General features: G+C 63.4%; 7 protein-coding genes and 3 rRNA genes. 5 read left to right on the forward strand and 5 right to left on the reverse strand.

All coding sequences use genetic code 11. The annotated features are described in order from the left end of the window. Positions 1 to 56: 56 nt before the first annotated feature. Positions 57 to 809: a DUF6597 domain-containing transcriptional factor gene (locus DKM19_RS07845; RefSeq protein ID WP_110695123.1), complete on the reverse strand. Its 753-nt coding sequence runs from the start codon at positions 807 to 809 to the stop codon at positions 57 to 59. Positions 810 to 813: 4 nt separating this feature from the next. Further along, the gene (locus DKM19_RS07850) at positions 814 to 1,890 is read right to left on the reverse strand and encodes an AI-2E family transporter (RefSeq protein WP_110695124.1); all 1,077 of its coding nucleotides are present in this window, start codon (positions 1,888 to 1,890) and stop codon (positions 814 to 816) included. 574 nt (positions 1,891 to 2,464) lie between these two features. On the opposite strand from DKM19_RS07850, the gene DKM19_RS07855 reads away from it, so the two are divergent. The 4 genes from DKM19_RS07855 to DKM19_RS07870 all read left to right on the forward strand — a co-directional run bounded on the left by DKM19_RS07855 (position 2,465) and on the right by DKM19_RS07870 (position 9,747). Beyond that, positions 2,465 to 3,986 (forward strand): 16S ribosomal RNA (locus tag DKM19_RS07855). A 431-nt stretch (positions 3,987 to 4,417) separates the two neighbouring features. Next, a 23S ribosomal RNA gene (locus DKM19_RS07860) occupies positions 4,418 to 7,555 on the forward strand. A 195-nt stretch (positions 7,556 to 7,750) separates the two neighbouring features. Further along, positions 7,751 to 7,867, forward strand: a 5S ribosomal RNA gene (rrf, locus tag DKM19_RS07865). The 16S, 23S and 5S rRNA genes sit together here, the layout of an rRNA operon. A gap of 719 nt (positions 7,868 to 8,586) precedes the next feature. Continuing rightward, positions 8,587 to 9,747: an epoxide hydrolase family protein gene (locus DKM19_RS07870; RefSeq protein ID WP_110695125.1), complete on the forward strand. Its 1,161-nt coding sequence runs from the start codon at positions 8,587 to 8,589 to the stop codon at positions 9,745 to 9,747. 243 nt (positions 9,748 to 9,990) lie between these two features. Here the strand turns inward: DKM19_RS07870 and DKM19_RS07875 are convergent, their stop codons facing one another. Then, on the reverse strand, positions 9,991 to 11,247 hold the full coding sequence (locus tag DKM19_RS07875) for a phosphodiester glycosidase family protein (RefSeq protein WP_239514137.1): 1,257 nt from the start codon (positions 11,245 to 11,247) through the stop codon (positions 9,991 to 9,993). On the opposite strand from DKM19_RS07875, the gene DKM19_RS51530 reads away from it, so the two are divergent. Next, a complete protein-coding gene (locus DKM19_RS51530; protein ID WP_239514138.1) occupies positions 11,237 to 11,605 on the forward strand; it encodes a hypothetical protein in 369 nt (122 codons plus the stop codon). The two genes, DKM19_RS07875 and DKM19_RS51530, sit on opposite strands and share 11 nt — an antisense overlap. Before the next feature lie 405 nt (positions 11,606 to 12,010). Here DKM19_RS51530 and DKM19_RS07880 read toward each other — a convergent pair whose 3' ends face one another. Both DKM19_RS07880 and DKM19_RS07885 read right to left on the reverse strand, forming a co-directional pair. Continuing rightward, positions 12,011 to 12,406, reverse strand: a complete 396-nt coding sequence (locus DKM19_RS07880; RefSeq protein WP_089207799.1) for a cupin domain-containing protein — start codon at positions 12,404 to 12,406, stop codon at positions 12,011 to 12,013. A gap of 9 nt (positions 12,407 to 12,415) precedes the next feature. Continuing rightward, positions 12,416 to 14,038 carry a PucR family transcriptional regulator ligand-binding domain-containing protein gene (locus DKM19_RS07885; protein WP_110695127.1) on the reverse strand — a complete coding sequence of 541 codons (1,623 nt, stop codon included), beginning with the start codon at positions 14,036 to 14,038 and terminating at the stop codon, positions 12,416 to 12,418. Positions 14,039 to 14,109 lie beyond the last annotated feature (71 nt).

Genomic DNA, 14,109 nt, shown 5'->3' on the forward strand with positions numbered 1-14,109 from the left:
GGATGGTGTCCGGGTGCCCACGGCTGCGGCCCTCTGGGAGGTAGGTGCCCGGGCGTCTACGACCGGCCGACCAGCTTGCTCAGGGGCATGCCCGCCAGCCGCCGGACCTCGTTGGCCAGGTGTGCCTGATCGGCGTATCCACTGGCCACCGCCACCTCGGCCGGTGCGACGCCGAGTCTGGCCAGCCGTAGCGCACGCTGGAATCTGACCACCCGCTGCAGCACCTTGGGCCCGTACCCAAAGGAGCGCAGCGACCGGCGGTGGAGCTGCCGCTCACCGAACCCCAGATCCCAGGCCACCTCTCCGACGCTCCGTCCCGCCCGCAACGCCGCGGCGATCACCGGTGCGGCGGGGTCGGGTTCGGGCGTCGCGCGCAGCCGTACGGCCAGCGCCCGCTGCATGGTTCCGGCGATCAGCTCCGGCGTCACGGCCGGCGCCTGCCGCGTTGCCTCGGTCCGGTCCGACCGTACGGCCGACGCCTCCAGGAGAGCCTCGTCCGTCAACTCGGTCAGCACGCCCAGCTCGGCCAACGGCACCCGCAGATCACGCAGGGCGTCGACCGGGACGCCGAAGACCTCGCCCACTCTGCCCGGCCGGAACCGGATCCCCGTGTAGCGGTCGCCGGGGGACATCAGGACGTGCATCGGCCCGGTGTCCGGCCCCGCGACGTGCGGTCCCTCCGGACCCCAGATCAGATCGACGCAGCCGTCGGGCACGACCGGCTGTGTCCCGGCCGAGGTCGTTTCCTGCGTCCAGAGGCAGGCCACCCGCCCGGCCATCTCCGGGGCCGGCGCCCACTCGCGATACATGACCTCAGGCTACGCGCGGGGGACTCGGCCCCGTTCCCCCGTCAGGAGGGACAGCTCCGGAGATGAGAGCAGCGGCCCAGTCGCCGTCGGGATCGCTGTCGACCAGCAGGGTGCGGGCCAGCAGGCTGAGCGGGATGGCCAGGAGCGCGCCGAGCGGGCCGAGGATGAAGGTCCAGAGAATGAGGGACAGGAACGTCACCGTCGTGGACAGTCCGACGGCGTCCCCGAGGAACTTGGGCTGGATGAGCGACTGCACCACGAAGTTGATCAGCATGTAGGCGATGATCACGAAGATCATCGTTCTCGGTCCTCCCTCAAGCAGGCCGAGCAGGGCCGGTGGGACCAGTCCGATGACAAAACCGATGTTCGGGATGTAGTTGGTGATCAGCGCCAGCACTCCCCAGAGCAGAGGGAGCGGCACACCCAGCAGCCAGAGCGCGGTCACGTCCAGTGCGGAACAGACCAGCCCGAACGCCGTTGAGACCAAGAGATACCGCCGGGTCTTCTGGGCGAAGTTGTCGAGTGCGCCGATGAGCCTCGGCCTGCGAGCCGCGCCCATGGAGAGGATCCGTGAAAGCGCCTGTGCGTCCAGGCACATCGCCAGGAGCAGGACGACGATGAGGATCAGACCGGAGAACACGTTGAGCAGTCCGGAGACGACCCCCTGCGCGAGTTCGAAGATCTTGCCGGGGTCGAACGACTTGAGCGCCTCGTTCATCTGCTGGGTGCCGATTCCGAGTCGGCCGGCCAGTTGCTGCGCTTCGACGATGAGCTGGTTGAACTGGGTGTCGTAGGTGGGGGCGAGGGCGGCCATCTGCGCGATGGAGACGGTCAGGATCGCCACCATGCCCAGAAGTACGACCAGCACGATGGTCAGCGGGACCGCGACCAGCGTCCACCCGGGCGCGCCGCGTCTCTGCAGCCAGGTCCTCACCGGGGAGACCGCAAGAACGAGCACCAGGGCCAGCAACGTGGGGCCGACGATCGACCCGACTTCTCTGATGCCCGCCAATGTGACCACCGCACCCGCGGTGCAGAGCAGCACGACGAGTATTCGGGGCATCGGCCTTTGGTCCGTCATACCGGGTCCCTACCCCTGGAGGGGAAAACACGTCTCCTGTCGTCCGGTCTCTGATTTGACGAGGGCGGACGTCATACATAGAGTTCACAGGCCCGAGGGGGTTGGCGGAGATCGCCAGGACCTCGGGAGCCCCTCTGATCACCTTCCTCCGTTGGGACGCGTGCGTCCCGCCGAAGTCCAGTTTGACAAGGACAAGGTGTCGGAGTAAGTTGGAGGGGTTGCCCTGGAAACAGGGTGGTCGAGATCCTAACGGATTCGACGGGACAAGCGGAAACGGTGTGTAAAGCGCTGGTTTTCCTTAAACCGCCTGATCCTGGTAAGATCGGAACACAGCACAACAGAACGAACGCCCCGGACGTCGGGCCCGTAACAGGGTCGGCGGAGGGTGTACGCGTCCGTTTCTTGAGAACTCAACAGTGTGTTAAAAGCCAGTGCATGATGCACAACCCCGTTCATCTCACCCCTTTGGGGTGGGGGACGGATTCCTTTGGTTGATACATCCGCTGTCATCGTGCGCCATCTGTGGTGCGGGGTGAAGTGGGTGCTTTCAGCTGGGGTGAACTTTTTCAGACATTGTTTGGAGAGTTTGATCCTGGCTCAGGACGAACGCTGGCGGCGTGCTTAACACATGCAAGTCGAGCGGAAAGGCCCTTCGGGGTACTCGAGCGGCGAACGGGTGAGTAACACGTGAGTAACCTGCCCCCGACTCTGGGATAAGCCCGGGAAACTGGGTCTAATACCGGATATGACACCTCCTCGCATGGGGTGGGTGTGGAAAGTCTTTTCGGTTGGGGATGGACTCGCGGCCTATCAGCTTGTTGGTGGGGTAACGGCCTACCAAGGCGACGACGGGTAGCCGGCCTGAGAGGGCGACCGGCCACACTGGGACTGAGACACGGCCCAGACTCCTACGGGAGGCAGCAGTGGGGAATATTGCGCAATGGGCGAAAGCCTGACGCAGCGACGCCGCGTGGGGGATGACGGCCTTCGGGTTGTAAACCTCTTTCAGCAGGGACGAAGTTGACGTGTACCTGCAGAAGAAGCGCCGGCTAACTACGTGCCAGCAGCCGCGGTAATACGTAGGGCGCAAGCGTTGTCCGGAATTATTGGGCGTAAAGAGCTCGTAGGTGGCTTGTCACGTCGGGTGTGAAAGCTTGGGGCTTAACTCCAGGTCTGCATTCGATACGGGCTGGCTAGAGGTAGGTAGGGGAGAACGGAATTCCTGGTGTAGCGGTGAAATGCGCAGATATCAGGAGGAACACCGGTGGCGAAGGCGGTTCTCTGGGCCTTACCTGACGCTGAGGAGCGAAAGCGTGGGGAGCGAACAGGATTAGATACCCTGGTAGTCCACGCTGTAAACGTTGGGCGCTAGGTGTGGGGACCTTCCACGGTTTCCGCGCCGTAGCTAACGCATTAAGCGCCCCGCCTGGGGAGTACGGCCGCAAGGCTAAAACTCAAAGGAATTGACGGGGGCCCGCACAAGCGGCGGAGCATGTTGCTTAATTCGACGCAACGCGAAGAACCTTACCAAGGCTTGACATTGCCCGGAAACACTCAGAGATGGGTGCCTCTTCGGATCGGGTGACAGGTGGTGCATGGCTGTCGTCAGCTCGTGTCGTGAGATGTTGGGTTAAGTCCCGCAACGAGCGCAACCCTTGTTCAATGTTGCCAGCAACACCTTCGGGTGGTTGGGGACTCATTGGAGACTGCCGGGGTCAACTCGGAGGAAGGTGGGGATGACGTCAAGTCATCATGCCCCTTATGTCTTGGGCTGCAAACATGCTACAATGGCCGGTACAGAGGGCTGCGATACCGCAAGGTGGAGCGAATCCCTAAAAGCCGGTCTCAGTTCGGATTGGGGTCTGCAACTCGACCCCATGAAGTCGGAGTCGCTAGTAATCGCAGATCAGCAACGCTGCGGTGAATACGTTCCCGGGCCTTGTACACACCGCCCGTCACGTCACGAAAGTCGGCAACACCCGAAGCCCGTGGCCCAACCAGCTTGCTGGGGGGAGCGGTCGAAGGTGGGGCTGGCGATTGGGACGAAGTCGTAACAAGGTAGCCGTACCGGAAGGTGCGGCTGGATCACCTCCTTTCTAAGGAGCACTTGGCCGCGCAGCGGAAGCTGCGGGGTCTACGCCGTGTTCGTGAGCGTTCGTCTCACGCATGGCACGCTCATTAGTGGAGCACTGGCTAATCGGATGATCTGGGTTCGCCTGGGTCGGTTGGTACCGCCTGAACCCCCTTGCGGGGTGCGGGAGTGGGAAGACCGGCTAGGGAATCGAGATGGGTCTGGACACACTGTTGGGTCCTGAGGAAACGGGCCATGTCGCAGCTGCCGCCGTCGGGTGGCGGCTGCGATGCCTGCCCTGCGATGTTGATCGCGGGTGGGTGCCGTTGTTCCTCGTGTGCGGGACCGCTCTCCGATCACATCGGCTCACATCTTGCATGTGGGTGTCTGGTGGTCGGGTGGATGCGGTCGCTGTTTGTTGTTTGAGATTTGCATAGTGGACGCGAGCATCTTTGTGGCCAAGTTTTTTAGGGCACACGGTGGATGCCTTGGCATCAGGAGCCGATGAAGGACGTGGGAGGCTGCGTTAAGCCCCGGGGAGTCGCCAACCAGACTTTGATCCGGGGATGTCCGAATGGGGAAACCTAGCACCAGTCATGTGGTGTTGCCTCCGCCTGAATGTATAGGGCGGCTGGTGGTAACGCGGGGAAGTGAAACATCTCAGTACCCGTAGGAAGAGAAAACAAATAGTGATTCCGTGAGTAGTGGTGAGCGAAAGCGGATCAGGCTAAACCGTTCGCGTGTGATAGCCGGCAGGCGTTGCGCGGGCGGGGTTGTGGGACCCTCTTATGGTCTCTGCCGAGATCATGAACAGTAAGAAATCAGTGGGATAGTCGAAGCCTCTGGGAAGGGGCGCCGTAGACCGTGAGAGTCGGGTAGGCGAAATCCTGTTGACTGTTTGAGGGGATCCCAAGTAGCACGGGGCCCGAGAAATCCTGTGTGAATCTGCCAGGACCACCTGGTAAGCCTAAATACTCCCTGATGACCGATAGTGAACAAGTACCGTGAGGGAAAGGTGAAAAGCGCCCCGGTGAGGGGTCGTGAAATAGTACCTGAAACCGTGTGCCTACAAGCCGTAGGAGCGTAAACAAGGCTTGCCTTGTTTGTGATGTGACTGCGTGCCTTTTGAAGAATGAGCCTGCGAGTTATGGTGTGTGGCGAGGTTAACCCGTGTGGGGGAGCCGTAGCGAAAGCGAGTCTGAATAGGGCGCTCTTTAGTCGCATGCTGTAGACCCGAAGCGGAGTGATCTAGGCATGGGCAGGTTGAAGCGCGGGTAAGACCGCGTGGAGGACCGAACCCACCAGGGTTGAAAACCTGGGGGATGACCTGTGTTTAGGGGTGAAAGGCCAATCAAACTCCGTGATAGCTGGTTCTCCCCGAAATGCATTTAGGTGCAGCGTTGCGTGTTTCTTGCCGGAGGTAGAGCACTGGATGGCTAATGGGCCCGACAAGGTTACTGACGTCAGCCAAACTCCGAATGCCGGTAAGTGAGAGCGCAGCAGTGAGACTGCGGGGGATAAGCTCCGTAGTCGAGAGGGAAACAGCCCAGACCACCGACTAAGGCCCCTAAGCGTGTGCTAAGTGGGAAAGGATGTGGAGTCGCAGTGACAACCAGGAGGTTGGCTTAGAAGCAGCCACCCTTGAAAGAGTGCGTAATAGCTCACTGGTCAAGTGATTCCGCGCCGACAATGTAGCGGGGCTCAAGTACACCGCCGAAGTCGTGGCATTCACACAATAGCTGAGCCTTTGTGGTTTAGGTGTGTGGATGGGTAGGGGAGCGTCGTGCGGCCGGCGAAGCAGCGGAGTGATCCAGCTGTGGAGGCCGTGCGAGTGAGAATGCAGGCATGAGTAGCGAATCAGAAGTGAGAAACTTCTGCGCCGGATGACCAAGGGTTCCTGGGCCAGGCTAATCCGCCCAGGGTAAGTCGGGACCTAAGGCGAGGCCGACAGGCGTAGTCGATGGACAACGGGTTGATATTCCCGTACCCGCTACGATGCGCCAATACTGAATCCAGTGATACTAAGGGTCCTTAAGTCCCCTGCACGCACCCTTCGGGGTGTTTGGGGTGAGGCCGAACGCCTGACCTGAACTGGTAGTAGGTAAGCGATGGGGTGACGCAGGAAGGTAGCCCAGCCCAGGCGATGGTAGTCCTGGGGTAAGCATGTAGGGAGGACCGTAGGCAAATCCGCGGTCCATTGATCCTGAGATGTGATGCCGAGCCGATTGTGGCGAAGTGGGTGATCCTATGCTGCCGAGAAAAGCCTCTAGTGAGTGTCGTGGCGGCCCGTACCCCAAACCGACTCAGGTGGTCAGGTAGAGAATACCAAGGCGATCGGGTGAACTGTGGTTAAGGAACTCGGCAAATTGCCCCCGTAACTTCGGGAGAAGGGGGGCCTCCGCTGGTGATCAGACTTGCTTTGTGAGCTGGTGGGGGTCGCAGAGGCCAGGGGGAAGCGACTGTTTACTAAAAACACAGGTCCGTGCGAAGTCGTAAGACGATGTATACGGACTGACGCCTGCCCGGTGCTGGAACGTTAAGGGGACCGGTTAGCGCATCTTCGGGTGTGCGAGGCTGAGAACTTAAGCGCCAGTAAACGGCGGTGGTAACTATAACCATCCTAAGGTAGCGAAATTCCTTGTCGGGTAAGTTCCGACCTGCACGAATGGCGTAACGACTTCCCCGCTGTCTCAACCGCAGACCCGGCGAAATTGCACTACGAGTAAAGATGCTCGTTACGCGCAGCAGGACGGAAAGACCCCGGGACCTTCACTACAGCTTGACATTGGCGTTTGGAACGTCTTGTGTAGGATAGGTGGGAGACGGTGAAGCTGTCACGCTAGTGGCGGTGGAGTCATTGGTGAAATACCACTCTGGTCGTTTTGAACGTCTAACTTCGGTCCGTGATCCGGATCAGGGACAGTGTCTGGTGGGTAGTTTAACTGGGGCGGTTGCCTCCTAAAGAGTAACGGAGGCGCCCAAAGGTTCCCTCAGCCTGGTTGGTAATCAGGTGTCGAGTGTAAGTGCACAAGGGAGCTTGACTGTGAGACCGACGGGTCGAGCAGGAGCGAAAGCTGGGACTAGTGATCCGGCGGTGGCATGTGGAAGCGCCGTCGCTCAACGGCTAAAAGGTACCCCGGGGATAACAGGCTGATCTTCCCCAAGAGTCCATATCGACGGGATGGTTTGGCACCTCGATGTCGGCTCGTCGCATCCTGGGGCTGGAGTAGGTCCCAAGGGTTGGGCTGTTCGCCCATTAAAGCGGTACGCGAGCTGGGTTTAGAACGTCGCGAGACAGTTCGGTCCCTATCCGCTGCGCGCGCAGGAGACTTGAAAGGAGCTGTCCCTAGTACGAGAGGACCGGGACGGACGAACCTCTGGTGTGCCAGTTGTTCCGCCAGGAGCATGGCTGGTTGGCTACGTTCGGAAGGGATAACCGCTGAAAGCATCTAAGCGGGAAGCTCGCCTTGAGATGAGGTCTCCCACCACGTGAGTGGGTAAGGCCCCCGGGAGACGACCGGGTTGATAGGCCGGAGGTGGAAGCATGGTAACGTGTGGAGCTGACCGGTACTAATAGGCCGAGGACTTGACCACAAAGCAACAGTGCTGTGTGTGTGAATGTGGTTGTCGCTGCGCTCTGTATCCTCGCCGGGTCCGGAGCAGCGCGTGATCGGTTCATGGTATGCAGATTGTGTTGCCCGCGTCCACTATGTGATTCTGAAACAGCAAACACCGCCGCCCGTGGCAGCATTAGCGGGCGAAGACGTGTGGTTGATTGTTTAATAGGGTTACGGCGGTTATGGCGAAGGGGAAACACCCGGTTACATTCCGAACCCGGAAGTTAAGCTCTTCAGCGCCGATGGTACTGCACCGGGGACGGTGTGGGAGAGTAGGTCACCGCCGGACAATCTTTCACAGGAAAGGGTCACCCCATGTTGGGGTGGCCCTTTTCTGCGTTCACCCACCAGCATGACCTGGAATCACCTGCGTTACTCGGAAGGGGGTCCTGCCATGCGGCGTGGACCCCCTTTTTTTCGTGTCCGGGGGAGGGGGTTGTACCCGTGGGGCGCGGACCCCTTTTTGTGTTCCTTCGTGTTCCTTCGTGCCGGGGAGAGGGGCAGGCACCGCGGGGTGGACCCCCCCTTTTTTTTCGCGTTCGAGGGGATGATCCGCTGTTGGCGCCCCCCGGCCCGATGCTCTCCGGCCCGGCCGTACTCACGCATGCCTTGGGACGATCACACAGCGCAACCAGCAGAACCAGAAAGCGGCTTCAGTAGGGGGTCGATGAGGCTTGCCTCTTCTCAACCAGCTGATACTCGTATGCGAAGGGCAGTAGACCGTCGGAGGTAGGTCTCGGCCTGGTAGGTCGAGTGTGTTGCGTCGGGGCGTTCCCGATTGGGCTCGTCAGCCTGTTCTTGCTGGTGGTAGTCACCCGGGACGTAGGCAGAGCGAGGGTCTGGGTAACTTCGCGCAGCCGGCGTAAACCTGAATCTGAATGTGTCCCCGAAGGAATGCCCGGGGGCACCCGCCCAGCGCAGCATCGGCCGCGACCCATGGACCGCGCGCACGTCGGCGCGTCGGCATGCCGGATACGAGGCATTTCGGCATGCCAGGGAAAGGATCACATGGCGAAGATACGTCCGTTCCGCAGCGAAACCAGTCCCGAGCAGCTCACCGACCTACGGGAGCGGCTGGCCAGAACGCGGTTCGCGCCGGCACTGTCTGGACAGGACTGGACGCACGGCACGCCACCCGGCTACCTCGCCGAGCTGCTGGAGTACTGGCGCACCGAGTTCGACTGGGGCGCGGCTGAGGAGCGACTCAACGCGATTCCCCAGTTCCTCGCCGAGGTCAACGGCAATACCCTGCACTTCGTGCATGCCAAGGGGGTGGGGCCGCGCCCGTTCCCGCTGCTGTTCTCGCACGGCTGGCCGGGTTCGTTCTGGGAGGTGCAAAAGATCATCGGGCCGTTGACCGACCCGGCAGCGTATGGCGGGGACCCGGCCGACGCGTTCGACCTGGTCGCGCCGAGCCTGCCCGGCTACGGCTTCTCCCCACATCCCGGCACGCCCGGGATGACCCCGACGGCCATGGCGACCCTGTTCAACCAGCTCACGACCGAGGTGCTCGGCTATTCGCGCTACGGCGCGCAGGGCGGCGACTGGGGCGCGCAGATCACCAGCCGCCTCGGCCGCGACCATGGTGACACCGTGGCGGGCATCCACCTGAACCTGATGGGGGCGACGCCGGTGCTGGACGAGAACTCGGCCCCGCTCACGCCCGCCGAAGAGGCGTTTGTGGCCAAGGCCGAGCAGTTCTTCTCCGAGGAGGGCGGGTACGCACAAATCCAGGGCACCCGGCCGTCCACGCTCGCTGCGGGACTGTCCGACTCTCCCGCCGGGCTGGCCGCGTGGATCGTGGAGAAGTTCCAGGCGTGGAGCGACTGCGGCGGCGACGTCGAGTCGGTGTTCAGCAAGGACGAGTTGCTCACCGACATCACTCTCTACTGGCTGACCAACTCCATCGCCACCTCCACCCGCCTGTACTACGAGACCATGCACACCGAGGGCATGCTTGGCAGGTCTGTGCCCGGTTATGTCGATACGCCGACCGGGTTCGCCTCCTTCTCCAAGGACAACTTCACGCCGCCCGAGGAGTGGGTGCGGCGCTGCTACCGCCTGACCCGGTTCACGGAGTTCGACCGGGGCGGTCATTTCGCGGCATTGGAGCGGCCGGAGGAGCTGGTCACCGAGATTCGCGAGTTCTTCCGGCCGCTACGAGCCTGACCAGGTTGAACCGATCGCTCTGACGCGCACTCTCATGGCCGGGAACGCCCGGCTCCGGAGAACGCGGAGCTGCGTGAGCGGGTGGCTCGACGGGAATGGCGGGTGTCGCACAAGGGCCCGCACCGCATGGTGCGGGCCCTTACTTCGTTCGCAGGCTGAACGAACGAGTCCCGGCTCACCCGAGCCGGGACTCGCGGAATCACAGGGGGTCGGCTGAAATCCGGCCGAGGCAGACGGGAACGGTCAGGGAGCGGTGACGAACAGACCGTCGCCCACGGTCCGCTCGGCTCCGTCGGACGGCCGGTTGACGGCCTTGTTCCCGATGACCATCGCGCTCGAACCGCCGCCGTCGAAGTTGATGGCCTGCTTGGCGCCCAGCCAGCGCATCAGCTGGGCCGCCTCCACCATTGAGGCGCCCACGGTGACACCCGGGTTGCGGCCGTCGACCGTGGCCATGATCAACCCGCCGGACTTGGTGATGCCCACCATCGTGCGCGGGTGGCGGCGGAGCATCATGTTGAGCGAGGCCTGCCCGTCGGCCAGCGCGGTGATCCGTACCCGGCCGTTCCTGACCAGCCCGACCCCGCCCCCCATCACGTACGTGTCGGGAGCGAGCGGCACGGCCTTCTGCGTCCGCAGGTCAATGACCTTGTTGTCCACCTTCATCGTCCAGGTCTCCAGGGCGTGCTCCTGGAGCCAGAGGGCCATGAGGCCCGTGCCGTGCAGCACGTAGTTGCCGCGCGCGACGACGCCGCCGGCCTGGCGGACGTTGACGACCTTGCCCTGGGCGGCGTTGACCACGACCTCGATGCCCCCGTCGGCCAACGTCTTGGCGCCGAACTCCTCGGTGTAGAGGACGAGCTCGTCAGGGCCCGCAGCCCGGTTGATGCCCTGGATCGGGGTCTTCGTCCCGTCGGAGGAGATCGCGGTGACCGCCGTCTTCAGCTCGGTGATCCGGGCCTTGCGTCCCTCGGTGATGACCAGGCCGGTACGGCCGGGCACCGCCTCGCTGAGGAGCCTGCCGCCCACCACGGACACTCCCATCGGGTCACCCTGAAGGGTCTTGGCCGTGTGGATGTTGAAGAAACCGCCGTTGACTCCGGCGAGGGCATGGGTGAGCTTGGACATGGAGCCGACGGTTTCGCGTGCCGCCACGCTCTTGCCGACGCTGGTCCTGAAGGATCCCTTGAAGACCTTCGGGTCCACCATCAGGACGCGCATGTCCCAGGGGCCGGTGGTCTCCGTGCCGTCGTCACCGAGGTAGTCGGCCTTGGCCTTGATGCCGTACTCCTTGAGATCCTTCACCATCGCGTCGGCCTTGGCGCGCTGCTTGAGCGTCCACAGCCCGATCCGGACCATGTATCGCTCCACGGCCGGGGCGTCCGCCGCGGCGGGCTGTATGACCTGCACAATGCCGGGGGTGAATCCCGCGGCCTCCACGGCCGCGGCCTGCGTCTGCGCGGTGGCAAGGCCGCCGGCATCGTGTCCATTGGGCATCATCACCGACACTGTCCACCCCTGGGTGGATTTGCCGTGTGTCACGCTGAAAAGGTCAATTCCCGGAGCCACACTGCGTTGCTTTTTGACAGGAGCCATGCCCGTGCCGAGCGGGAACGCCGATGAGGGAAACCGTAAACTCGCCTGGTCGGCTTCGGCTGGAATCGCTGTGGCGGCGAGCGCCATGACCGTAAATCCGATGACGATGCGTCGCGACATGTATGTCTCTCCCGTAAGTGACCTGACTTCGGTGCACTATCGTGTCGAGATCTACGTGCCAAGGGGAGCGAAACACGCGAAACGACCCAAGAAAGTGTTGTTCCCCATGCAAGATCATATGAAAAAAGTGGAACTCGCGTGATCCATGACGGCCCCAACCGGGCTATCCGCCCTGGTCAATAGGGGTTAGTCCCCGCTGTTTCGCCGCGAGGACGAGAGCGCGTGGCGCTACGGTGCAGTAGGCCGCGTCCCTTCACATCAAGCGGCACATCTTTCCGAGAGGCAGCCGTCATGGGGCTGAGCATTCTCATCGTGATCATCGCAAGCATGGTCCTCGGTTTCATCTTCGGTGTGATCCTGGCGCGTCCGCGCCGCTGGGATCTTCACATCTGTGCAGGTGACACCATTCACATGGACCCCGCCTCCGACAGACACGGTTAGTCAGGCGCGGATAACACGCGCAGGAAATCACACAGGTAGTCGCAGGTGCGGGCCGTACGGAATCCAGATTCCGTACGGCCCGCACCGCCGTTTCCGCCCAGGCCGTTCAGGCCGTGGAGTGATACACCTTGCGGAGGGTCTCGTGGACGATCCAGATGGTTTTGGCGCCGTCGGCGAGCAGGCAGACCGAACCCGGGACGAGCTCGATGGTCGCGCCTCCCTCGACCTCCACGGTGGCACGCCCGGACAGGACCACGAAGATCTCGTCGCGTTCCACATCGGTCACCGTTCCCGGGGTGATCTCCCAGATGCCCCGGCTCTGTGTGCCGTCCGGCGAGGACCACAGCTCGATCGAGGAGACGCGCGGTGAGCCCGCGAGAATCTGGGCGGGGTCCAGCTCGTCGGGTGACAACCGCACGTCGCCGGTCGGGACGGCGAACGCGCCGGCGGCGGTGACCATGCGAGCCAGGTCGGCGGTCTCGGGGACGAGGATCTCGGGCATGAGGGCCTTTCAGCGGGGGTTGTCTCTCCGGAAGGATTCCAGCGCCAGGAGGGCGACGTGGAGGGAGAGGCAGGACTCGACATCGTCCAGGTCGGTGTCGAGGATGCGTTCCAGCCTGCGGAGCCGATCGTAGAAGGCGGGCCGCGACAGGTGGGCTTTCTGGGCGGAGACGGCCTTGTTGCGGCCGGCGTCCAGGTAGATGCGCAGGATCCGGGTGAGGTCGCCACCGCGCTGGGCGTCGTGCGCCAGCAGGGGGCCGAGCTCACGTTCGGCGAAGGTCTGCAGGCGGGCGTCGTCGCGTAACAGGTGGAGCAGGCCGCGCAGGCGAAGGTCGGGCAGGCGGTAGAAGGCCCGGCCGTCGGGCTGCCTGACGGCTACGTCGGCGACCTGCTCGGCCTCCAGGAAGCTTCGCCGTACGTCACGGATCGACTCGACCACCGAACCCGCGGCGAGGACGAAGGGAGTGGTGAAGGCCTTGCGCAGGTGGTCGGCGAGCGCGGTCAGGGTGGGCTCGGCGAACGTGCGTGGAGGCAGGGGGAGCAGGACGCCGACGCGGTTCTGGTCCAGAGCGCCGATCAGGGCCGGAAGGCGGGCCTCGCGGCAGGCCGCGGCGGCCGCCTCGGCCAGCTCACCGAGCCTGGCGAGCTGCTCCTGGCCGTCCAGAAGGCTCTCCGACGCCTCGGCCAGGCGGAGCACCACACTGATCAGTTTGCGGCCGGTGAGTGGCACGCCGACCGCGCGGGCACGGGCCGCGGCCTCTTCCGGGTCGGCGTAGGCGTGGGTCAGGATGCCGGTGATGATCGTGCCGTGGGCCTGGCGTTCGAGTGACTCCTGGTGGCGCTCCAGCAGGCGGCCCAGGGCAAGGGTGGTCGCCGCGCGCTCGGCGAGCACGATGTCGCGGGGACCGGGCTCGGCGTCGCAGAGCAGGATCAGCCGGCCCCAGTCCTGTCCTCGTGCGCCGACCATGGTGACCAGCCAGCCGGAGGTCGCGTCGTAGGCGGTGCGCAGGTCGGGTGCCACGGCGCGGGAGCGGGTCTCCCAGCTGGCGAGCAGGTTGCCGGTGTCGCGTCCGGCGGTCTCGCAGGCCAGGACCTGGTGGGCGAGGTTCTCCAGCAGGACCGGCCGCCCGGACAGCCGGGCGACCTGACTGAGCACCTCGGCGGGGGACGCGCCCTCGACCGACAGCTCGGTGAAGACCTCGTGAAGGTGCTCGGAGGCGCGCAGCTCCTCCAGCTGGATGTCGATGATCCGGGCGTGCACCGACTCGGTGATCTGCACGAACGGTGTCTCACGGGCCAGCGTGATCAGAGGCAGGCCGTGCTCCTCGGCGGACCTGACCACGGAGTGGGGCAGCTCTCCGATGAACTTGCGGCCCATCTCCACGATCAGTCCGGACACGCCCACGGCGGATAACTCGGCGATGTATTCGGCAAGTTTTCCGGGGTCGTCCGGAAGGGCGATGCCCGTGGTGAGCACCAGCTCGCCCCCGCGCAGCAGGTGCGCGATGTCGGTCACCTCGCCCACGTGGACCCAGCGCACCGGGGTCCCCAGCCGATCGGCTCCCGCGACGACTCGGGGGTTGCCTCGGCGGACGCTGTCCAGCGCGAGAACATCGGCGATTGTAGGGAGCACACCCCGAGAATATCTGATCAGATTGTAAGTATGAACTGCACTTGATTTACATACTGTTTACATCGGGCTGT

This window comes from Streptosporangium sp. 'caverna', assembly GCF_003203775.1.
GTDB classification, from domain to species: Bacteria; Actinomycetota; Actinomycetes; order Streptosporangiales; family Streptosporangiaceae; genus Streptosporangium; species Streptosporangium subroseum.

Bases quoted from the DNA above. Each gene is read 5' to 3' on its own strand.
- DKM19_RS07870 (WP_110695125.1), top strand. From the start codon at position 8,587: ATGGCGAAGATACGTCCGTTCCGCAGCGAAACCAGTCCCGAGCAGCTC.
- DKM19_RS07850 (WP_110695124.1), bottom strand. From the start codon at position 1,890: ATGACGGACCAAAGGCCGATGCCCCGAATACTCGTCGTGCTGCTCTGC.
- DKM19_RS07845 (WP_110695123.1), bottom strand. From the start codon at position 809: ATGTATCGCGAGTGGGCGCCGGCCCCGGAGATGGCCGGGCGGGTGGCC.
- DKM19_RS07875 (WP_239514137.1), bottom strand. From the start codon at position 11,247: ATGATGCCCAATGGACACGATGCCGGCGGCCTTGCCACCGCGCAGACG.
- DKM19_RS07880 (WP_089207799.1), bottom strand. From the start codon at position 12,406: ATGCCCGAGATCCTCGTCCCCGAGACCGCCGACCTGGCTCGCATGGTC.